At 29.3% G+C, this 23,112-nt stretch carries 13 protein-coding genes; 9 read left to right on the forward strand and 4 right to left on the reverse strand.

Translation table 11 applies throughout. The annotated features are described in order from the left end of the window. Positions 1-35: 35 nt before the first annotated feature. Positions 36-410: a CD225/dispanin family protein gene (locus tag G8C41_RS04885; RefSeq protein WP_166006416.1), complete on the reverse strand. Its 375-nt coding sequence runs from the start codon at positions 408-410 to the stop codon at positions 36-38. A gap of 360 nt (positions 411-770) precedes the next feature. On the opposite strand from G8C41_RS04885, the gene G8C41_RS04890 reads away from it, so the two are divergent. The 9 genes from G8C41_RS04890 (at position 771) to G8C41_RS04930 (ending at position 11,097) form a co-directional block, all read left to right on the forward strand. Continuing rightward, entirely contained in the window at positions 771-1,700 is a 930-nt protein-coding gene (locus G8C41_RS04890; RefSeq protein ID WP_166006418.1) for a dihydroorotate oxidase, read from the forward strand. 73 nt (positions 1,701-1,773) lie between these two features. Continuing rightward, positions 1,774-2,394, forward strand: coding sequence for a uridine kinase (udk, locus tag G8C41_RS04895; RefSeq protein WP_160542185.1), 621 nt, complete (start codon positions 1,774-1,776; stop codon positions 2,392-2,394). A gap of 3 nt (positions 2,395-2,397) precedes the next feature. After that, a complete protein-coding gene (locus tag G8C41_RS04900; protein WP_105297495.1) occupies positions 2,398-2,751 on the forward strand; it encodes an FtsB family cell division protein in 354 nt (117 codons plus the stop codon). A 302-nt stretch (positions 2,752-3,053) separates the two neighbouring features. Continuing rightward, entirely contained in the window at positions 3,054-4,148 is a 1,095-nt protein-coding gene (locus G8C41_RS04905; RefSeq protein WP_166006421.1) for an AI-2E family transporter, read from the forward strand. A 147-nt stretch (positions 4,149-4,295) separates the two neighbouring features. Next, positions 4,296-5,471, forward strand: coding sequence for a class I SAM-dependent methyltransferase (locus tag G8C41_RS04910; protein WP_166006423.1), 1,176 nt, complete (start codon positions 4,296-4,298; stop codon positions 5,469-5,471). 125 nt (positions 5,472-5,596) lie between these two features. Continuing rightward, the gene (locus G8C41_RS04915) at positions 5,597-6,811 is read left to right on the forward strand and encodes a serine hydrolase domain-containing protein (protein ID WP_166006425.1); all 1,215 of its coding nucleotides are present in this window, start codon (positions 5,597-5,599) and stop codon (positions 6,809-6,811) included. A gap of 113 nt (positions 6,812-6,924) precedes the next feature. Continuing rightward, on the forward strand, positions 6,925-8,373 hold the full coding sequence (gene asnS / locus G8C41_RS04920) for an asparagine--tRNA ligase (protein ID WP_166006427.1): 1,449 nt from the start codon (positions 6,925-6,927) through the stop codon (positions 8,371-8,373). 443 nt (positions 8,374-8,816) lie between these two features. Then, a complete protein-coding gene (rpoN, locus tag G8C41_RS04925; RefSeq protein ID WP_160542191.1) occupies positions 8,817-10,286 on the forward strand; it encodes an RNA polymerase factor sigma-54 in 1,470 nt (489 codons plus the stop codon). 16 nt (positions 10,287-10,302) lie between these two features. Further along, on the forward strand, positions 10,303-11,097 hold the full coding sequence (locus G8C41_RS04930; protein WP_166006429.1) for a thymidylate synthase: 795 nt from the start codon (positions 10,303-10,305) through the stop codon (positions 11,095-11,097). Between the two features lie 87 nt (positions 11,098-11,184). On the opposite strand, the gene G8C41_RS04935 is transcribed toward G8C41_RS04930, so the two are convergent. The 3 genes from G8C41_RS04935 to G8C41_RS04945 all read right to left on the reverse strand — a co-directional run bounded on the left by G8C41_RS04935 (position 11,185) and on the right by G8C41_RS04945 (position 23,109). Continuing rightward, complete coding sequence (locus G8C41_RS04935; protein WP_166006431.1) at positions 11,185-12,696, reverse strand: YARHG domain-containing protein; 1,512 nt, start codon at positions 12,694-12,696, stop codon at positions 11,185-11,187. A 299-nt stretch (positions 12,697-12,995) separates the two neighbouring features. After that, entirely contained in the window at positions 12,996-14,390 is a 1,395-nt protein-coding gene (locus G8C41_RS04940) for a DHA2 family efflux MFS transporter permease subunit (protein WP_166006433.1), read from the reverse strand. Positions 14,391-14,634: 244 nt separating this feature from the next. After that, positions 14,635-23,109: a carboxypeptidase regulatory-like domain-containing protein gene (locus G8C41_RS04945; protein WP_166006434.1), complete on the reverse strand. Its 8,475-nt coding sequence runs from the start codon at positions 23,107-23,109 to the stop codon at positions 14,635-14,637. Between the last annotated feature and the right edge of the window lie 3 nt (positions 23,110-23,112).

Here is a 23,112-nt window from a genome sequence, read left to right on the forward strand (position 1 = left end):
TTTATTTTTAATATTATAAGTGGCTTAACAAAAAATTAACCATTCTTAAACCATCCTTGGTAATAAAACATATTTCCAAAAAATATAATAAAGAGAATAAGTAAAATGTATATTAAAACATTGAAAAAAAAGATAATTAAAGAAATTATTGATAAAATTCGAGTGTCTTTTGATTTTAACATTGCTCCGAAATGATCTCCGGAATTGTAAATAGTTTTTACCTCATTAGCAAATATTATAGATAAAACTCCAAATATAATTCCTATTAAACTAAAAGAAAAAATATTAAGTATGGTAGAAATAATTGCTAATACCATATGATTATTGGGTAATCTATCATTTTTTTCGTCAGTTGGAACTGTCGAAGCAGCTGAATTTTCATATTGCAAATTTGAATGTTGATCTTCCATAAATAAAATTTTTTATCATATATAATTTTCTATTGAACCAATAATTTTAAATATTTATTAATTTATGAAATATATTCTTATTTATAAATCAATATTTAGTAAAAAAATGATTAAAATAAAAATTATTTTTTATTAACCTCAATAATTACAAAAATTATACCTTTTATCATAAATTTATAATCTTAGAATGTTAATTTAAATAAATTATATTAATTAAACCATGATCCTAAAGATTATATTAGTTATAAATAAAATATTCTAAGCATCTATTATAAAGCAAGTAATAACTTTTTTAAAGAGTGAATAGTAAATAACTTTCTATTCACCATAAATATTCTGATATTTGCAAAAAATATAGTAATGATATCTTTAGAAACAACCATTTCCAATAAAAAATTCAGTAACTGTTTGATGAATGCATCGGGTGTAAAATGTATGACGTTAGAAGAGTTATCGAACATGAAAAACTCAGGATCAGGAACTTGGATAACTAAAAGTTGTACCCTATCTCCTAGAGAAGGTAACCCGTCTCCTAGATATGTTGATTTAAAATTAGGAAGTATTAATTCGATGGGATTACCAAATTTAGGTTTTGAATTTTATCTTGATTATGTTCTTAATGAACACAAAGAAGGAAATGATAACTTATTTTTTTCAGTTGCCGGTTTAACGTTAGAAGATAATATAGAAATGTTGAACCAAATTGAAAAGTCTGATTTTCAAGGTTTGGTTGAATTAAATTTATCTTGCCCAAATATACCGGGAAAACCACAAACGGGTTATGATTTTGAAAGAACTGAAGAAGTTTTGAATAAGGTATTTTCATTTTATACAAAACCTTTAGGGGTTAAGCTTCCTCCATACTTTGATATGGTACATTTTGAAATGGTTGCCGATATTTTAAATAAATACCCGATTCAATTTGTAACCTGCATCAATAGTATCGGAAATGCCTTGTATATTGAAGATGAATCCGTTGTTATAAAACCTAAAGGAGGATTTGGAGGAATTGGAGGAGCTTATGTAAAACCTACTGCTTTAGCTAATGTTAGAATGTTTTATAAATTATTAAGAAAAGATATTTCTATTATCGGATGTGGAGGGGTTGAAACCGGTAGAGATGTTTTTGAACACATATTATGCGGGGCTTCCATGGTTCAGGTTGGTACACAGTTAATGAAAGACGATACTAAAATTTTTTCCAAATTATCTTCTGAATTAAAAGAAATTATGAAAACCAAAAATTACACTACATTATCCGATTTTAAAGGTATGCTTAAAGAACTTTAATATTTACTTTAGCTAAATTTTGGTACACTATTTTCTGCTTAAAAAAATAAACTCAAAAAATATAATAAAATAAATGTTAACCATTGGTATTGCCGGAGGAACTGGTTCCGGAAAAACAACCGTTGTAAACAACATCCTTAATCAATTGGATTCCAACAGTGTAAATGTACTCACTCAAGACAATTATTATCATTACAATCCTGAGTTGTCATTTGATGAGCGTGAACTGTTAAATTACGATCATCCGAGAGCTATTGATTTTGATTTATTAATCGACCATGTAAAAAAGTTAAAAGCGGGGCAAGCTATTGAAGAGCCTCTTTATTCTTTTATAACCCATTCCAGAACGGAAGATGTTACGATTATTCAACCTAAAGAAATCCTTATTGTTGAAGGAATATTAGTATTGACAAATCCTGAATTAAGAAAAGAATTTGATGTTAAAGTATATGTCAATGTTGATTCTGACGAAAGATTAATTAGAAGAATCAGAAGAGATATTCAAGAAAGAGGCAGAGATTTGGAAGAAGTATTGAGTAGGTATCAATCTACTTTAAAACCGATGCATGAAGAATTTATACAACCCTCTATGGCTTATGCTGACATTATAATTCCAACAATGAAAAAAAATACTGTTGCAATTGATGTATTAAGTACGGTAATACAAAATACTTTAAAAAATCGTTCTAACTAAAGAATGGAAAAAAAAGGCAATAAATCGTCAGATAAAAAATCTATCTTCGGTAAACATTGGTATTCCAGTATTTACTTAATACTTTCCATTATATTTATAATTTGGATGCTTTTTTTTGATACAAATTCTTATTTAACTCATAAAGAATTAAATAATGAAATTTCCAAATTAAAACACGAAAAAGAATATTATAAAAGTAAATTAGATTCTGAAAATATTCAGTATAAAAATTTAAAAAATAATAAAGATGCTCGAGAAAAATATGCTCGAGAAAATTATTTTTTTAAAAAAAATAATGAAGATATTTTCATCATGGTAACGAAAGATGATTCTATAACGCCAAAATCTAACCCTTAAATCTTAGATTAATTAAAAAGTAACATATTTTTTTTAGATTTTTAAAATAAATACATTTAAAATGCATATTTTAACATTTATTTCGTTATTACTTTATTAAATTAATTAGTAAGCCTTAAAACAACGTATATTTTTATAATTTTAAAAAAAATTAGTATAATATAAAAAGATATGATTCTATTACTTTCAACAATTTTATAGTAACTGTATCATATAAGGTATACTATATATTAAATAAAAATACCAGTTAATGGGATTAATAGTAAGAATAATATTAATAAGGTAAAAGATATTTATAATGTATGAATTACAAAGATATTAGTAAAGGTATAATTAGCGCTGTATCCATTATTGCACTTACAGTTCTTTTATTTTTTTTATTATGGAAAATTCGATTTGTTTTAGGTTATATTTTTGTTGCATTTGCCTTTTCTTTAATGGGAAGACCTTTAATGAATTTTCTAAGTGAAAAAGTTCGAATATCTAATACCATTTCTGCTTGTATCACTCTATTAATTATGGTAGGTACTCTTCTTACTTTTTTAAGCTTTGTAATTCCTTTAGCCATCGAACAAGCCGGAAATTTATCTTTGTTGGATACAGATAAATTACAAAATTCAATAACAGAACAAGTAAAATTAATTGATGAAGCCTTACGAAGCAAGCATATCTATTTATTTGAAGATAATTATGCACAATTATTTACTTCAAAGTTTAATTTTAAAATACATATGGATACGCTGCAAAGTGGATTTTCGATTTTAGCTGAATTAGGTATTTCTATATTTTCTGTAACATTTATTACTTTTTTCTTTTTAAGAGAAAAAGACTTATTTAACAGAATGATCATTGGTGCTGCTCCAACCAATGACATAAAAAAAGTCATTCAGGTGCTCTCTAATATTAAAGATTTATTAACCAGGTATTTTCTTGGATTGTGTTTACAAATATGTTCTATGTTTTTACTTTACTTAGCTATTTTAGGCGGATTTAACATTAAAGATATGGTAATAATAGCTATGTTTTGTGCATTTTGTAACCTTATACCTTATTTAGGACCTTTGCTTGGTTTTTTTATTATCAATTTGCTCAGCATGAGCAGTATGTTTTCCTTAGGTATGGACTTTAATACTCAAATTATACCTACCATATTTTGGATCAGTATTTTATATTTAATTGCCCAATTAATTGATAATGCGATTTTTCAACCTTTAATTTATGCTAAAAGTGTCAAATCTCATCCATTGGAAATTTTTTTAGTTATGCTAATCTTCGGTATTTTATTTGGTGCTATCGGTGTTACTTTCGCAATTCCCGGTTATACGGTATTAAGAGTCGTTATGAAAAGCTTCTTCAACCGTTTTAAAATTGTACAAGCCATTACAAAAAATTTGTAGTTAAAAAACTTTCAATCTTGCAAAGGTTCTATTAATGTCTTTTGGTAAAAATCTATTTTAAAATTAAATAAAGTACTTTTTATAAATCAATATTTAACTTATTTACAATCATGTAATTTTGTAACTAATATATAGCATTCAAGAATTGTGATAAATACTCATTTACTACATAAAGAAGTTCAAGAATATATAACCAACCACCTAAATTCTAATATATCGGAATTAAGGTTTAAAAAATCTCCTTTTACGGGGATCTCTTCTCTTGAATTAATTCAACAAATTCAAGGAAAGAAAATTTCTCAAAAAAAATTTCCATTTCTTTATGAGAATAATGAGATCATATACCCTCCGCATATTAACCTTGAACAAGCTTCATCTCAAAGTACGGCATTATTTAAACAATCAATTATAAACGGTAAAACCGGTATTGATTTAACAGGCGGTACGGGTATTGATAGTTTTTTTCTCTCGGAGCATACCAATGAATTTTATTATGTCGAGCCGAATCTCGATCTCCTGGAAATAGTAAAACATAATTTTACAGTACTTGGTAAAAAAAATGTGAACTTTATAAACAAAACCGCCGAGGAATTTATTTCTTCTAATTCTACACATTTCGATTTTATTTATTTAGATCCATCCAGACGTGATGAAAATAAAAATAAAAAAATTGATTTAAAAGATCTATTCCCTAATATATTAAACTTAAAAGATACATTATTTAAATTTTCGAATTCCATTTTTATTAAGCTTTCTCCTCTTCTTGATCTTCAAAGAGCAATTGATCAATTACCGATTTCAAAAATTTATATTGTGTCTGTTAAAAATGAAACCAAAGAATTAATAGTGCAATTGAATCCTAAGGATAAGTTAAACCTCTCCAATCCTTATGTACATTGTATCAATCTGGAATCAGAACAGCCTGATTTTTGTTATTTTTGGCAAGAGGAAAAAATATCTCCAGTTCCCTCCTATTCCATTCCAAAATCGTACCTATATATACCCAATTCATCCCTATTAAAATCAGGAGCCTTTAAACAATTAGGTATTAAATTTACTATTGATAAATTACATTCCAATTCCCATATGTACACTTCAGAAAACAAAATTGAAAATTTTCCGGGCCGTACTTTCATACTTATTGACAAAAATTTTAATCCTAAAAAAACTAGTCAAAAACAATTTAATATAATCAGTAGAAATTATCCGTTAAAACCTGAAGAAATTAAGAAAAAATATAAGCTTGTTGATGGCGGAACTAAGTATTTAATTTTTACACGTTCTTTACAAGGAAATATTTGCATGCTGGCAGAAAGTATCTAGATTGCCAATTTAATATAACTTAATTTTATAACATTTTATATTTTATTTAAGAAATAATTAAGATTATTAAATTTAACTTGCAAAATCATTTTAGAAGAACTAATTATTCAAACATTCATTAAAAAATGTATAAAAAAATTATATATATTATATCATTAATAAGCCTTTTTAATACAACCTTTACCAATTGCAAAAAATCAAATTACGAAGTAAATAAAAGTGTTCAGAATAAAAAACCTTCAATTCCCGGATATTACAATATAAATTTTGATTCTATATTTACTAAAAAGGATAATTATTCTCCGGAAGACGATACCATTGTATATCAGTTGAATAAATATTTCACTCATGTCTGGAAATCAAAAAATTTAAGCGGTGGTATTTTAGTCGCTAGAGGCAACACCATACTGTTAGAAAAATATAATGGATATTCCAATTGGGAAGATAAAACATTAATATCACCCCAAACCTCTCTGCATGTGGCTTCTGTAAGCAAAATTTTAACTTCTTTAGCTGTATTGAAATTAGTTGAAGCTCACAAGATAAATTTAGATCAGAAAGTAAATACCATACTTACCGATTTTCCCTATTCGGATATAACCATACATGATTTATTGACACATCGAAGCGGTCTTCCGGAATATACTCATTTGGTTGATTTGATTAACACTTGGGATAAAAGAAAGAAAATGTCCAATGAAGATGTTTTAGATTTATTTTCAACTCATACTCCATTATTACAATATAAACCGAATACTCATTTTTCATACTCAAATTCTAATTTTGCTCTGTTAGCCTTAATTGTAGAGAAAACGACCAACATGTCTTTTCCGGAAGTCATAAATACAATGATATTTACCCCTTTGGGAATGAAACATTCGTATATACTTCAAGAAAAGGATTTAAAAAAAGCTAATCTATCCTACTATCCTGACGGCAGACCCTATAAATTCAATCACCTGGATTTAGTTTACGGAGATAAAAACGTTTATACCACTCCTGAAGATCTGTTCCGATTAAGTCAGGCCATGTTTGCTCCAAATTTTTTACGAAAAGACTTATTAGATCAAATGTACACTCCGTACAGTAATGAAATACCTAATATTAAAAATTACGGATTGGGTATGCGATTAATGGTATTTAAAAACGGCAAAAAATTAATCTACCATACCGGATGGTGGCATGGAAGCAATGCCATATTTATACATCTTGTGGATGAGAAAGTTACTATTATAGCCATTGGAAATAAATATTCAAATATGATCTATTCGGCTATTCGTTTAGCACCTTTATTCGGCGATTACCCTTTACCAAATATGAATAAATATAAGTACGATTAAATTTATTTATCAATAAACAGTATAGTAGTCAACCTTAAGTATATTTGGATGGAGTAATACCATAAAATACGTTGAAATTTATTTATATTTGCTTACCGATTAAAATATATTAAATGAACGATTACAGTATTAAAGAATTGTTAGCTAAAGGAAAAAAAGCTTTACAGGAAGAAGTAGTAATTAGAGGATGGGTGCGATCTTTTCGTTCCAATCAATTTATTGCTCTTAATGATGGTTCGGGGCAAAATAATGTTCAAATAATAATCAATTACAACGATTTTGATACTGAAACTTTAAAACAAATTACAACAGCATCTTCTCTTTATGTTGAAGGAAAAGTTACTGAAAGCAAAGGAGCGGGACAAGAGATTGAAGTCGTTGCCAATACAATAAAAATTTACGGATATGCAAATCCTGAAGATGTTCAGGAAACTATCTTACAGCCAAAAAGACATTCATTGGAAAAATTGAGAGAGCAAGCACATCTTCGTTTTCGCACCAATACCTTTGCTGCGGTAATGAGGGTTAGAAATGCTTTAAGTTTTGCCATTCACCAATATTTTAATAAAAATGGATTTTGCTATATCAATACTCCTATAATTACCGGGTCAGATGCTGAAGGCGCGGGAGAAATGTTTACCGTTACCAATTTCAATTTAGATAATCTTCCTAAAAATGACGAGGGAAACACAGATTTTACTCAAGATTTCTTTGGAAAAAAGACCAATCTGACCGTTTCAGGACAATTGGAAGCTGAAACTGCTGCTATGGGTCTAGGAAAAGTTTATACATTCGGTCCTACTTTTCGGGCTGAAAATTCAAATACCACTCGACATTTAGCAGAATTTTGGATGGTTGAACCGGAAGTTGCTTTTTATGATTTGGATCAAGATATGGATCTTGCAGAAGATTTTCTAAAATATTGCATCCAATATGCTGTTGATAATTGTAAAGAAGATTTGGAATTTCTAAACAAACGATTTGAAGAAGAGCAAAAACAAAAACCGAAAGAAGAAAAATCGGATCAAAATTTACTTGAAAAATTAGATTTCGTATTAAATAATAAATTTATCAGGCTTAGCTACACGGAAGCTATTGATATTCTTAAACATTCGAAACCGAATCAAAAGAAGAAATTCAAATATCTTATTGATGAATGGGGAGCAGATTTACAATCTGAACATGAAAGATATTTAGTTGAAAAACATTTTAAAAGTCCGGTAGTGTTATATGATTATCCGGCAAAAATAAAAGCTTTCTACATGCGTTTAAATGACGATCATAAAACCGTACGTGCTATGGACGTTCTCTTTCCGGGTATTGGTGAAATCATTGGAGGATCACAAAGAGAAGAAAGAATTGATATTTTAAAACAAAAAATGAAGGATATGAATGTTGACGAAAAGGAATTATGGTGGTATTTAGATACACGTAAATTCGGTACAGTGCCTCATTCAGGATTTGGACTTGGGTTAGAACGCCTCGTTTTATTTGTTACAGGTATGAGTAATATTAGAGACGTTATACCTTTTCCTAGAACCCCTAAAAACGCTGAATTTTAAAAATTGATTAATAATTATTTTAAAGATGCTTATATATATGTAAGCATCTTTTTTATTATTATTTATTATCATCTTAAAATTTATATTTTTTTAACTCTTCTACTATTTACTTAAAGAATTGATGAATAAAATATATTCATTACTAGCCTAAAATCCATTAAATGAAAAGCAATTTCTAAAAAATTTAATTAAATCATCTCTTAGATAACAATATTTTTATTATATGTTTACTATATAATAACTAATAAAAATTTATTTAAAAAAAATAAAACCACCAAAAAAAATATTGTGAAGTTTTAATTTAATATAAATTGAAAAATTTAAGACTTTAGCAAAAAAAAATTCATTACAAAAATTATGCCTTTATTTGTATCTTACATATTAATAATGTAAATTTGAATTTATAAACCTTACTTAATCTACTTTTATAAAGAAACTATTTTATGTTAAAACAGGATTTAAGACTAAAACAACTTTTAAAACTATCTCCTCAGCAAATTCAGCTAATGAAACTAGTTCAGCTTCCCACCCTTGCATTTGAGGAAGTAGTAAAACAAGAAATCGAAGAAAATCCTGCCTTGGAAGATAATTCTAATGAAGATTATTATGATTCTGCTGATTCCTTTGATTCCGAAAAAGAATATGATGATTCCGCAGACAATGAGATTATTGAAGCTCCGGATATAAATATCGATGATTATCTAAGTGATGATGAAGTTCCCAGCTATCGGGTACAATCCAATAATTACAGCGATGACGATGATGATAAAGAGTTACCCTATGCTCAATATGAATCATTTCAAGAACATATATGCTCTCAATTACACACATTTAGATTAACGGAAAATGAAGAAGAAATAGCCGATTTTATCGTCGGAAATCTAGACGATGATGGCTATTTACGAAGAGATTTATCATCCATCGTGGATGATTTGGCTTTTACCCAAGGAATTTATACTGATGTTCCGACTATTGAAAAACTGTTAACTAATTATATTCAAAGATTAGATCCTACCGGTATTGGAGCCAGAGACCTCAGAGAATGTCTGTTATTGCAACTCAGAGCAAAAAATCCTTCAGAATCCACGGAACTGGCTTACAAGATTATTAATGAAATGTTTGATGCTTTTACAAAAAAGCATTACAGTAAAATACAGCAAAAATTTTCCATTTCTGAAGAAAAGCTTAAATGCGCGGTGAATGAAATTGAACGCTTGAACCCTAAACCGGGAAAAGCTTTTACCAACAATTCAAAAAATACGGAACAAATTATTCCTGATTTTACAATTAGAATTGTAAACGGAGATTTGGAATTGACGCTCAATGGTAGGAATGCTCCTGAATTAAAAATTTCCAGAGAATATTCTGAAATGTTGGATACATATAAAAATACCGAACATAAGTCGAGAGAGCAAAAAGATGCGGTAATGTTTGTTAAACAAAAGTTAGATTCTGCTAAATGGTTTATCGATGCAGTTAAACAACGTCAACAAACCTTGTATGTTACCATGAAATCAATTATGGATTATCAGAAGGAATATTTTTTGACGGGAGATGAAGAACAAATTAAACCAATGATTTTGAAAGATATTGCCGAAATCACCGGTTTAGATATATCCACTATCTCAAGGGTTGCCAACAGTAAATATGTGAATACTCCGTATGGAACTTTGCTTATAAAAGATTTATTTTCTGAAAGTCTTACCAATTCAGAGGGCGATGAAGTTTCCACACGGGAAATTAAAACCATCTTACAAGAAGTCATTGAAAATGAAGACACTAAAAAACCTCTTACCGATGATAACTTGATGAAAATACTTAATGATAAAGGATATAATATAGCAAGAAGAACCATTGCAAAATATAGAGATCAACTCAATATTCCTGTAGCAAGATTAAGAAAAAAAATATAATTTAAATTCATTGTTCATGCAGGTCTATTTAGAACTTTTACAACATATATTAGATAAAGGAACTCGTAAACAAGATCGAACCGGAACGGGTACAATAAGTACTTTCGGATATCAAATGCGATTTGATTTACAAAAAGGATTTCCTCTTGTTACGACTAAAAAGCTCCATTTACGATCCATCATTTACGAATTACTTTGGTTTTTAAAAGGAGATACCAATATTAAGTATTTAAACGAACATAAAGTTCGTATATGGAATGAGTGGGCAGATGAAAATGGAGATTTAGGTCCAGTTTACGGGCATCAATGGAGAAGCTGGGGGGCTCCGAATGGAAAACATATCGACCAGATCTCGGAAATCATCGATCAAATTAAAAATAATCCGGATTCTCGTAGAATTATTGTCTCAGCTTGGAATGTAGCAGATATTCCTCAAATGGCCCTTGCACCTTGTCATGCACTTTTTCAATTTTATGTGGCTGACGGAAAGTTATCTTTACAGTTGTATCAAAGAAGTGCAGATGTTTTTCTTGGCGTGCCTTTTAATATTGCCTCTTATTGTTTGCTGTTACATATGGTGGCTCAAGTATGTAATTTAAAAGTGGGAGAATTTATACATACCTTCGGGGACGTTCACATTTATAATAACCATATTGATCAGGTAAATCTTCAATTAACGCGTGAGCCTCGACCGCTTCCATCATTGCATCTCAATCCTGATAGGAAAGATATTTTCAGTTTTCAATACGAAGATTTTTCCATTGATGGCTATGATCCTCATCCTCATATTAAAGCAGAAGTAGCTGTTTAATAATCAGAACTTTTTATTTTTATAAAACCAATTATAAGATATAATTAATAGTATAATTATACCTTATAATTAAACAACAGTAATCGGCTAGTTGTTATATTTAACTTCAATCATATTTAATGATGAATTTCTGCTGTCTTTTTCATTAAATATTACCGAAAGCAATCGATTGTCTTTGCCCCTGTTAGTCACTAATACCTTAACATCCGTTCGTTGTTTGATGTTTTCAATATCATCAACTATTTTATAACATTTGGTTTCCAAAATTACATCATTAAATTTATTATAAGTATAATCACAATGAAGGTCTTTATCCTTAATATATCCCGTCAATAAATTTTCGTCATCATAAATATATTCTGTAACCATATGTTCTGATCCATCATCATCTTTAAAATATTCTTTTTTAAGATTTCCTTCCTCATCGTATTCATATAAAACGGAGCTGTTAAAATCATTATTTTGATAGATATTCTTTTTAGTTATATTCTCATTTGCATCATAATCAAAATAGGCTTCTTCGGTAGTTTGATTAGTATAGTCGAGTTTCACAGATTTATAAGGTAATCCATTTTCATTATAATAATAAAAGGTATCATTTAAATCATCTATGTGCTGTATAAGAAAATCGTTATAAAAATAATTTACATACACATCTTTCTTATCCACACAATCGTGCTGAAACAAAGCAATACCCTGTTTATTAAATTCTGTTAATTTACATTTTTTACCGTAAAGACTATCTTTAACAATATATTGAATACTTTTTAGAGCCTTTTGATCATATAAAGTGTTACTGGTAGTTTCTATGGGAATAATATGACTGTACGCTTTCTTATTAATATCTTTATAAGTAATTAATTTTTTGAATAAATCAATCATAGCTACATTATCGGATTCCAAATCATTTAATTCAATATTTTTATTATCAACAATCGGTTCATACCAATCTTGTTTGTAAAAATATTTTACATCATCCGGATTTGAAAAACGATATCCGTATCTAGCAAAAATTTCATTTTTCATCAATTCCAACTCTTTCGGTTTTTTATCTTTTAAATCTTCAATACCTAAACGAGTAAAAGCAGTTTGCGGATATTTTCCGGGAAATTCTTGAGGGGTTAAGATAACTTCATCATCATTAATACGACAATTCCTGTTTCCGATTTTATCTTTGGTACAAACCATTAATTTAATTTTCGAATTACCTTCGTTGTGAGATTTATCCTTTTCTTTTAAAAATATAAAAGATGCTTTGACCTGATCTGAAATAAAATTACCGTCTTCAATCTTGATGTTGGTTAATTTTTGTACTTTACGGTGTAAATCGCCCCCTTTTCTGCTGTTAAAATCTAGTTTAATAAACTCACTTATTCCCTGTGCATATGTTTTACCGTCTAGATTTAAAATTTTAATGAAGTAATTTTTTGTATCATTCTTGAAATGAAAAACGGTATTTATTTTAGTAACACTATCTCCCACTTTCTCATCGACTAAGGAGGGATCAACTCTCATTCCACTTTGCGAATAAATTGTTTTTTTTTGTGCAATAAAAAAAATAGGTATACATACCATTACACCTAAAAATACTTTTTTCATATAAAAATGTTTATTAATGCAAAAATACACAAATATGTATAACCTCAAATTTACCTTATATATTTATGTCTATTTTTATATAATCATGGTTTTTAAAAAAAACAAATTAAGCTAAAAGTTGGGTATATAAAACATTTGCATCCATAAATATCAAAAAAATTTAAATATTAATCCTATCATGAATTATATTTATTTAACCTATATTAATAATAATATAAAATTTAATTAATTTATTACAATATTAAATAATGCTATCAAAAATAAAATGAATAAGTTTTTTTTTAATTTTTACTGTTCAATTACTTAAATTTTTTTATACCTGACATCTCTGCTCCATCTTCGGGATTTAGATATTTAAATGTGAAGGATGAAAGTATAGTTATAATACCCAAAATGAATAGGGTTGCTTTAAAGCTTGAACTTACTTCGGTAAATATTTCCGATTGATTGAATCCCCTTAAAATTAGAGAACTTAAGGATATTCCAAAACTCACGGATAACTGTTGTGTAACTGAAAGTATCGTATTACCTCCACTTGCATTAGCGGGTGTTAAATCAGCCAGAGAAATGCTATTCATTGAGGTCATTTGAATAGAATTAAAAAAGCCGTATAAAACTAAAATAGGAATCAACCAAAACAATGAAGTATTTTTATCCGGAAATGAAAATAATGAAATCGACAAACCTAAAATTATCGTATTCGAAATTAATAAATTTCTATAACCAAATTTCTTTACCAACGGGATTACCCAAGATTTAGCAAAAATGGTTGAAATAGCAGAAAATATAAGCATCATTCCAGAAACCGTGGGTGATTTACCGAATCCGACTTGCAACATAAGTGGAAGCATCAACGGAACGCCTCCAATACCTAATCGAGTGATCAAATTTCCTATGATTCCAATTTTTAACGTTCTTATCTTAAATAAGTTTAAATCGATAATAGGCCGAACTATTTTTTTTGAATACATCACATATACACTTAATAAGCTAATACCTATGAATAATAAAATCATAACATTAATTATATCGGTCATTCCTTCTCCGGCAAATTCTAAACTTAACGAAAGCAATACTAAACCTAAACTGAATAAAATAAATCCGAAAAAATCAAATTTGCCTGTATTTTTTTTATAGTTTGGAAAGGCTTTCCAGGCAACTAAAATTCCTATGATACCTATAGGGATATTAATTAAAAATATCCAATGCCAACTAGCAATTTCAACCAACCAGCCTCCTAAGGTTGGCCCAATAACCGGTCCTATTAATCCGGGAATAGTAATAAAATTTATAACTTTCAAAAGTTGATGTTTAGGGTAGGAATAGATCAACGTTAATCTTGAAACGGGAACCATCATAGATCCTCCAATGGCTTGCACAATTCTCATACAAACCAACATTTTCAGAGATACAGAAACTACACATAAGAAAGATCCTATGGTAAAAACAGCAATAGCTAAAATAAATATATTTTTAGATCCAAATTTATCTGAAAGCCAACCGCTTAAAGGAATTAGTAATGCTAACGTTAATACATACGCTATCAAAACCGATTGCATTTCGAGGGGAGATTTATGTAAGTCTTTTGCTATGGAAGGAAGGGCTGTATTTAATATGGTTGAATCCAGAAATTGCATAAATATAGCCATTGCAGCTATCCATGGTAAATATTTTGAAACTTTTCTTTCTGTCATTTTTTATATAAATCACAAAATAATTTTACAAACCTCTCAATATATACATTGTATTCGGTAAAGTTATAGTTTTAACTATACAAAATTTGTACTGAAAATATATTTATAAAAAATATGTTAAACATCACAATAAGTTTACATTTTTATATTTCACATAATTTTATCTCTGTTTAATTTTTTTATAATTTATATTCTATAAAAAAAGCCCTTTTAAAAAAAGGGCTTTTTTGTGAGATTAAATCAATTATTCTACTGTAAATTTAAGTTTATATGCTTCTTTACTGTTATGTAAAATCAGATAATATACTCCACTCTGAATTGGACTTATATTAATTAGTTTCTTAAAGTTATCAGTTACTTTTATTTTTTCTTCACTATAAATTTTTCGTCCGCTTAAATCATAAATTGACAAATTGAAATTTCCTTCTTTACCTTTCATCAACAAGGTAAAAATCCCTTTATTAGGAACCGGTACTAATTTTAACGTTTTAGTATCAGTAATTTCAATTTCATCAATGGATAAAGAATTATCTACTTTTACTTTTATTGATGTTGACTTGTTGCAGAATGTTGGTGTTTGATATTCCAACGTAATAGTTTGATCTCCTTTTTCCTTCCATTTTACTGATAGTACGTTTTTATTTTCATTAACAATCTCACCTCCGGTAACTGTCCATTTATATGAATTCATGTCTGAAGCGGCTACATAGTTTTCAACCGCATTAACTGATGAGGTTTCAGAACCGGAAATTTCTGATTCAAAGTATTGGATTTCACCTAATTGTATAGATACTATACCGTTTCCTTGCAATCCGCTAATTTTTTTATGGAGATAATTCAAATTTACTCCTAAACTTATATCACCATTATTTTTTAGACTTTCCAAATTCGAAATTTCAAACTCTCTGTCAGATATTGAATTTATTATTAAATCTTTACCTGATATTTTTATCCCTGCCGATTCGATCACTAATGCATCAACATTTAAATCCGATTTTACTATATCTTCAGTAAAATTTAATTTGATATGTTCTATCTCTGAACATGAAACAGTTCTTTTTGTAATTTGCAAGAAATTAGCTGAAAGTTCGTTTCCGTCAATGTAAGTATCTAATACTACAGGACTACTAGCATTTCCATATGAGTCGTAAACTATCGCTATGAATTTATTTTTGCCTTTAATGTTACCTATGGGTAACTCTATCAATCCTTTATTATCTTGAACTATTTCTTGAATTATTGTTTCATCGGATATAGTACCCATATATATAATAACTTTTCTATGATCTTCAACGGTTTCCATCTGCAACATAACATCATCTCCGGAAGTGATATTATCTGTTGATGATATACCTCTATCGGGTGTTAAGTGCATATTAATTACTGACAGAGGCTTTTCGAAACGAACCGTCCAATTTTTATTTACAGAACCGGTACCATAATTTCCAAATTCATCTATAAATCCTTCTTGATTTACTAGTAGCTTATAAGATCCTTCTGACTGAGTATAGTTACCTAATCCTGAAATTAAATAATGTATTTCATCTTGTTTAGTTACCGTAATTAAAGCTTTTTGATTTTCAGATCCTTTAATTAACTGAACCCATTCAGGCAAAAATTCAGAAGTGATCGGTTTGTTAAGGGTTATAAGAACATCCGTTACATTTTGCGCATGTACAGCACCTTGATATTGAAGCTCAAATTGATCAACTTCCGGAAGATTTTTATCTACTTTCCATGAGAATTTTTGTACTATCAAACCTTTTGATCCGTCTTCTGCTACCATTTCCGGTAAATTTACCTCTAATTCATAATTACCGTTTTCGACATTATATTCATTCAAACCACTTATTGTATATTTTATGCCTCCGGCTACATTAGTTATGGTAATGTTTTCCAAAGGTTTTCCATTTAAAGAAATTTTTTCTTTATTAAATTGCTTCGAAGCTATTTTTTTATTGAAAATGATTTCTATACTGTTTAAAGGTTGTGAATTAAGTTGATCTGAGGTAAACTGCATAATTCCCAATTCTCCGATGACCTGAGTCCAAGAAACTGATTTTCCTTCTGTTCCTTCATTTCCTTTAAGATCTTTAATTCCCGCACATTGAACCGTTAATTCATAATATCCTGAAGAACGAGTTAATGCTTTTAAATCCACAACAAATACAGAATCATTAGTTATACCTATTTTAACATTATCTTGTGATAATTTAATTTCTGCTCCTTGATGTATCAGACGTAGATTCTTATAACTAAATGTTTGTTTCTGTATGGGTTTGTTAAAATGTACTTCCACATACTCAACGGGTTGTGTAGTGGTTTGCTCAGGAATATTCGCAAATGACACTACTTTCGGAACATTCGTGTCTATGGGCGTATAATATAGTGTATAGGTAGTGGTTCTCTCTACTTTATCTACGAAATGAAGTTTATTTTCATATTTAGGATCTTTTCCGTCTCTTAAGGTTACAAAAGTTTGCCAGAAATTTTCAATAGGTAATTCTAAATTATCTGAATTACGAATAACTTTAATCAACTTATACAAATCTTTACCCGGATCGGTAATATTTCCATAATTCCAACCTATGAAAGAAGGTGTAATGCTTAACTGTGTAGTAACTTGCGATGGTGATATTTCGTTAGTTACTTTAGCGGCAGAAACTTGAGATACTTCCTCACTTTCACCGTTAGAATAATAAATCATATCCGGCGTATCATTTAAATCTGGAATATCATTTACCAAGAAATCAGAAATATCATCTTGACCTTTGCCGTATGCTTTTACACTTTTAATTAATTCATGTATATGGTATTCCTTGATCAAACTTAAATCTTTATTTCCATAACTATTTAAATGTTTTACCTTAATATCGTATTTTACAAAATGTCCTAATAAAGTGCTGGTAAACCACCATTGACCAACCATAGCTTTTTGCGGCGCAATTGAACCGAAATCGATATTTAACAATCCTAATTGCTTCGGTTGATTGTTCATTCTACTGCCGATCATTTCAAAATCTATCAATAAGCCTTTTCTATTTTCGATTATTTCCGGTTGCATGGATTGTACTTGAACATTTTTTGCAGTTCCATACCCTTCATTTTTAATTAATAAAGACATTTCTGCCGGCACCATTGGCTCTACTTTTTCCGTTAATGGATCGTCACCGATAATATCTCGTTGCATAAAATAATGCAATACTAAATCGGGACTTGGATTTACTTGTAAGGTTACCGGAAATAATTTTGCTGATACTTTTTCTCCGGTTTCCGGATCCAAATAAGATAAGGTTCCACCAAACGAATATGATTTTGATACGGTAGGCGCTGCTTCTTTGGTCGGAATATAGATAACTGTTCCTATACCATTTGAATTAGCTCCTACTATTCCGGATCCGTTTAAAAATTCGTCCTTATTAATTTGGAATAAATGAGTTACATCTTTGTTATTTTCATCAGTGATTACCAAATTTAAATTGATATCTTTTATTTCTTTAGAAGAGCTGTTATTAATATTTAAAGTTCCCTCAAATGCTTCTCGAGTCATAGTCATTTTTTGCGAAAATCGAACGGTGATTGTTGCGCATACAGAAGTTTTATTTTCTTCATCAGAATGTTTTTCTGCAAAATTGGTTAAGCTTTCCATTACCGCCTCCATCATCGAAACTAGCGCTGAATTATTATTTGTATTATTATCTTTAGCTATATTAATTTCAGACGGCTTAAAACCTTCTGAAATAGCATATTTTTCTAAAGAATCCAATTTTAAACTTATATCATAAAATTTATTAAAATCTATATACCCTTCATTAACTTCATTTTTAATATAAGAGTCCATGCTTTTATTCCATTTTTTTAAGTAAGTTATTACTTCATCTTTGCTGACGATGGATCCATTAAATTCATTAGATATATAAATAATTTTATCTTCAGTAAAATAACCATTATCACTATTTTCATGCATTAAATTTATTAAATTTTTAACATTTTCGATCTCTTCATTCATCCAGGAATCATATCCAAAAAGTAAATTTACCATCTCATTATAATACTCCATGGCTTTAATATATTTATCAATATAAATTAGAGTCTTATTGTTACCTATGTCAATTAAATTTTTTGCATATATTTTTTTACGCAAAAAGCTCTTATAGCATTCATCTTCTAACCATGAACTTATACTATTTGCGCAAGATATTACACCCATTATTGAAGAAAAATTATTTGTAAGTGTACTTGGTTTAGCATGTGATGAAATGGTTGCCATCTGAGTTCCAACATATAATTTAGTTGCACGGGAATTAGGTCTTTCACCAGTTACTGTTGCCAACATTATTGCATCCGCTGCTCCTAATGCTACACTAATTGTTGCTCCTATAGGTCCGAAAGTACCAATTATTGCACCAGCACAATTTAATATTATACTTATTCCTTCGGCTGAACATTTTCTACAATCAATCGTGTGTGTATTTACTTTTATTATATTTAATATACTATTAGGATTTATTTGATTATCTATATTTGGGCCTAAAAAATCATTATTTGAGTCCTCTGACGAATTTAATTCATTATTATTATTATCATCACATATTTTTTTTATATAGGGTTTCCCTTCCATTCGCTTCCAATTTCCATCAGCATCACACTCATAATAATATGTTCCAAAAGGTACTGCTCTACATGATTTTTTAGATTTTAATAATTCAGATTGATTTGTATTGTTTTTCTTAATAATTAATACAGGAATAGTAATTGAAGATTTAGCATTTAAATATTCTATATAAGTATTTAAAGGAGTTATAATATAATCATCAACTTCACCAATTCCTATAGAAATTTTTTGGGCTTTAATTAATCCATGATTAGTTAACATAATATGGTCCATTCTACTTTGACCATCTTCTAAATCCAATATTGGATTACCAATATTCATCGTTATAACTGGCATAGGAACATTGGTTTCAAAAGTAACATCTAAATCCATCTCGTATTGATCTTCTATTTCCGTGGGTTTTACATTCCATTCATACGAAACCGCTTGATAAGATAAAAATACCGATTTTCTATTCGTTTTTCCAGGTTCTATCTCAAAATTATTTTGATAAGAATCATGCTTATTAGCAGATACTAAGACCGAATACCAACCTTCAGGTAAATTTTCAGCTGAAAATATTCCGGTACTATCAGTAGTACCTTGTGCAACTATGACTCCTGTATACGGATGACGAACAATCACTTTAGCTCCTTGTACATGCGGTGCTTTCTCTGTATTGTAAGTGTACTCATCAACAACATCTATTTGTAAATTTCCTTTATTTTCTGATACAGTTTCAATAGTAAAAGGAATACTAATCCCATTTCCATTAGATAAATTAAGAGCTATACTTCCTTTTAAAGGTACATTTATTTGTTGCTTATCCGTTGGTTTTAATTCTAATACTATTTTTAATGTATCTGAGGCTTCTAATTTATCAATTTTCTCAGGAGATTTCAATTTTAACCATTCCAATTTAGGAACATCTATTTTTATATTTTTAGCTTCGGTTGAACCTATATTTACAACTTTTACTTCATATAATCTCGATTTTCCTTTGACCATGCTCGTGTTTATAGTTACAGGATCTACTATGAGCTTAGCTTTTTCCGTATGACAATAATACCAAGAGGTAAAAGGAGTTTTAGCCCCTTCATCTGAAATAAATTCTGCTCTTATTTCATAATATTTTCTTACTGACGATGCTGCATTAGGAATAAGGGTGTATTTTAAAACACCTTCCTCACCGGCATTTAGATTTAGTGATTTAGTTTCCAGTTTAAAATCAGCAGCAGTTGGTAATTTCACTTGTATATTAGTGAGTGTTGTTCGAGTATTATTTTTCAATTTAAACTCTCCTTCCAATCTTTGTCCTTCGGTGACCTCCCATTTCAAATAGTCCGATGGTTTATTAACCCACTCTACTCCTAATAAATTGAAATCATCTTGTGCCTTAACTTTTATTCCCGGATAGCCGGCGGCTATTTCATAAAATCCGTTTTCTCCTTGGAGAGGAGCAAAATCATAAGCAAAATTTCCTGTGGCATTGGTTGTTATAGTAAACGATCTTACAAAACCTCCGTTATTTATGCTTATTTCAACAGGCTTATTAGCGGCTAAACTTCCATTAATATATTTTGCCGAACCTTTCATGGTTATGATTTCCCCCGGTTTATAAACTTTTCTATCAACCTGTATATCCGCTGTATAAGAAGGTTTTAACTCTATTTCTTTATAGGATTCATTGTTAGTATATGTTAATTCTTCTATATTCTTATCTGAATTTAGAACTGCCACTAAGTTAAAAGCACCTGCCCGATCCGGTAATTGAATTGTATGTTTAAAATCTATACTTTTACCGGGATTGATTTCATTTTCAATTACCGCCTCATCAAAAGGTTTTAAATCTTTTATCGATGTATTTGTTGATAAATAGTATTCTATTTTCATTCCTTTAGGAAGCACAGAAAATCCTTGATTTTTAATTTCGATTGATATCTCTGTAACTTGCCCTCCCTCTACTGTTTCCGGGGCAATAATTGAATTTATAATTGCATCAGGCTTATTTTGATCGGTAACTAATATCCAACCGAACCCGGAATTATAATCCTGCGCTTCTGCCTGTATCCTAATCGTTTGATCTCCTTTAATCGTTGGGTCAATTAATGTATTAATTGTTACTTCAACAGATTGTTTTCCTGAGGGTATCTCAACCGTTTGTGGAATTTCCAAAATTGTTGGCGAATCAGATGAAAGTTTTACTAAAAGTGATTTAGTAAGATCTTCATTTCTTACCGTATTTCGAGATATAATAATTTTTGCTGCTTTTTTAATTCCTGCTTTTACTGTAGATGGATTTGCTTTAACTAGTAAGGATAAGCCATCATTATCTAAAATTGTTACTTTACTTTTATATTCTGTCCCCGATATTCCACTAGATGCACCACTACATCCACAACCTGGAATATATAGGGATGCAGTAACGGTAACTACTCTGGTGCTGTCAACTATAGAATTATCTACTACTCCTATTGAAAATTTCTTTTGAGTTTGTCCGGGTGTAAAAACTAGTTTTGAAGGAATAAGTAAAGCATCCGCTATATCCGTTTTTAACAGAAGGGTAGCATTACTTTCCGTATTATCTAACCTTCTAATAATTGCTGTAGTTGCGTAAGTCCCATCTCCCTCAGAAATTGTTGTAGGAGATATGATAAATTCAAAGGAAGGGATGTTAGCTTTATTTAATTTTATGTTAATACTCTCCTGTTTATAGCCGACAGCGCGCGCGGTGATTTTCGCTGAAAGTTCGGCTTCTGGAACTTTGGTTTCAATTGCTTCAACATCAAATGAAACTTCTTTCATTCCTGCTTTTATCAACAGTTCATCCGGGATTTTTAATCGTTTATTGTAATCTGTTTCTAAATTAACTTTAATATCAGTAGAAGGAACTTGCATAAAATGCAAGGTAATTTTACTTTTATCTCCCGGATTTAAATTATTAGAAGAAGCAGTTATATTAAATGATGGTATTTCATCATCTATAATTGTTATATCAAAAAAAGTCTCTTTATAATCATTCCCTGAAAATGTAATCCTTACTGTTCTATCACCGTCAATATTCGTATTATCTATGGGTTTCGCATAAATAACTGCTGTAGATGCCCCATTTTTAATGGTAATGGATTCCGGAAGTGCAAACTGATTTTTTATAGAACTTTGAATAGTAAAAGTTTGATCTTTTGATATATCTCCGCTTCGGTTTAACACTATTTTAATTTTATCTTCAGAATTTTCAAGAATTTTATTTTTATCAATTTCAATAAATAATACTTTATTTAAAAATATTGAATTAGCAGAAAGTGCTTTATTGTTATCTTTATCCGAATCAGGCTCTTTCACAGATGATTCAGCAATAATATTTACTTCTAATTTACAATTTCCATCAAACCCGATAATTTTAGGTAATTTAAATTCTCCTTGCCTTATAATATTATCATTTTGATTTAAATCATTTTTATAAAAAATTGAACCTAATAAATATTTTTGATCGTTTATCTCTGAAACAAGATACACTTGTTCTGTCCAACCTCCTACGGCAATTTTTTTTCCTAAATTTTTAACTTTCCACGAAGCTGTAAGTTTTTTATCGGGTACAGCTTCTGACCCTAAAGTTGTAACTTCAGAAACTTCTAAATCGGGAGAAAAATCTTTTTTAATTAGCAATTTTCCTCCTTGATGGTTAGAACCTACATCCTGAATTTTAGTTGAACTTACTATAACATTTTTTAATAAAATATCAAAAGATTGTCCATCTTTATAAGTAATTGGTATTTCAATAGGAATTTCAATAAGAGTTCCTCTATTTCCTTTAAAGACTTTATTAGTATAGGAAAATACCATGAAATGATAATTCCCATCTTTATCCAAATTAGTAAATAGTACATGATCTTCTCCTTTACGATCTTGCTTCAAAATACTTTCTTTATCATATACGATTAAACCTTTTGGAACTACTAATGTAAATTCTACACCAATAATAGGATCACTATTAGTTAAATCTATATTTATTTTCGTTTTTTCACCTATACTTGCTGATACACTCGGAATTTGTAAACTATTCTGAGCAGATAACATAGTTATGCATAATGTAAAAACGATTTTAAATAGCGTTTTTATTTTCATAAT

The organism is Apibacter sp. B3706 (assembly GCF_011082725.1).
GTDB lineage: Bacteria > Bacteroidota > Bacteroidia > Flavobacteriales > Weeksellaceae > Apibacter.

Coding starts and splice junctions, on each gene's coding strand:
- rpoN (WP_160542191.1), top strand. CDS start 8,817: ATGTTAAAACAGGATTTAAGACTAAAACAACTTTTAAAACTATCTCCT.
- G8C41_RS04885 (WP_166006416.1), bottom strand. CDS start 410: ATGGAAGATCAACATTCAAATTTGCAATATGAAAATTCAGCTGCTTCG.
- G8C41_RS04935 (WP_166006431.1), bottom strand. CDS start 12,696: ATGAAAAAAGTATTTTTAGGTGTAATGGTATGTATACCTATTTTTTTT.
- G8C41_RS04915 (WP_166006425.1), top strand. CDS start 5,597: ATGTATAAAAAAATTATATATATTATATCATTAATAAGCCTTTTTAAT.
- G8C41_RS04945 (WP_166006434.1), bottom strand. CDS start 23,109: ATGAAAATAAAAACGCTATTTAAAATCGTTTTTACATTATGCATAACT.
- asnS (WP_166006427.1), top strand. CDS start 6,925: ATGAACGATTACAGTATTAAAGAATTGTTAGCTAAAGGAAAAAAAGCT.
- G8C41_RS04900 (WP_105297495.1), top strand. CDS start 2,398: ATGGAAAAAAAAGGCAATAAATCGTCAGATAAAAAATCTATCTTCGGT.
- G8C41_RS04890 (WP_166006418.1), top strand. CDS start 771: ATGATATCTTTAGAAACAACCATTTCCAATAAAAAATTCAGTAACTGT.
- udk (WP_160542185.1), top strand. CDS start 1,774: ATGTTAACCATTGGTATTGCCGGAGGAACTGGTTCCGGAAAAACAACC.
- G8C41_RS04930 (WP_166006429.1), top strand. CDS start 10,303: ATGCAGGTCTATTTAGAACTTTTACAACATATATTAGATAAAGGAACT.
- G8C41_RS04905 (WP_166006421.1), top strand. CDS start 3,054: ATGAATTACAAAGATATTAGTAAAGGTATAATTAGCGCTGTATCCATT.
- G8C41_RS04940 (WP_166006433.1), bottom strand. CDS start 14,390: ATGACAGAAAGAAAAGTTTCAAAATATTTACCATGGATAGCTGCAATG.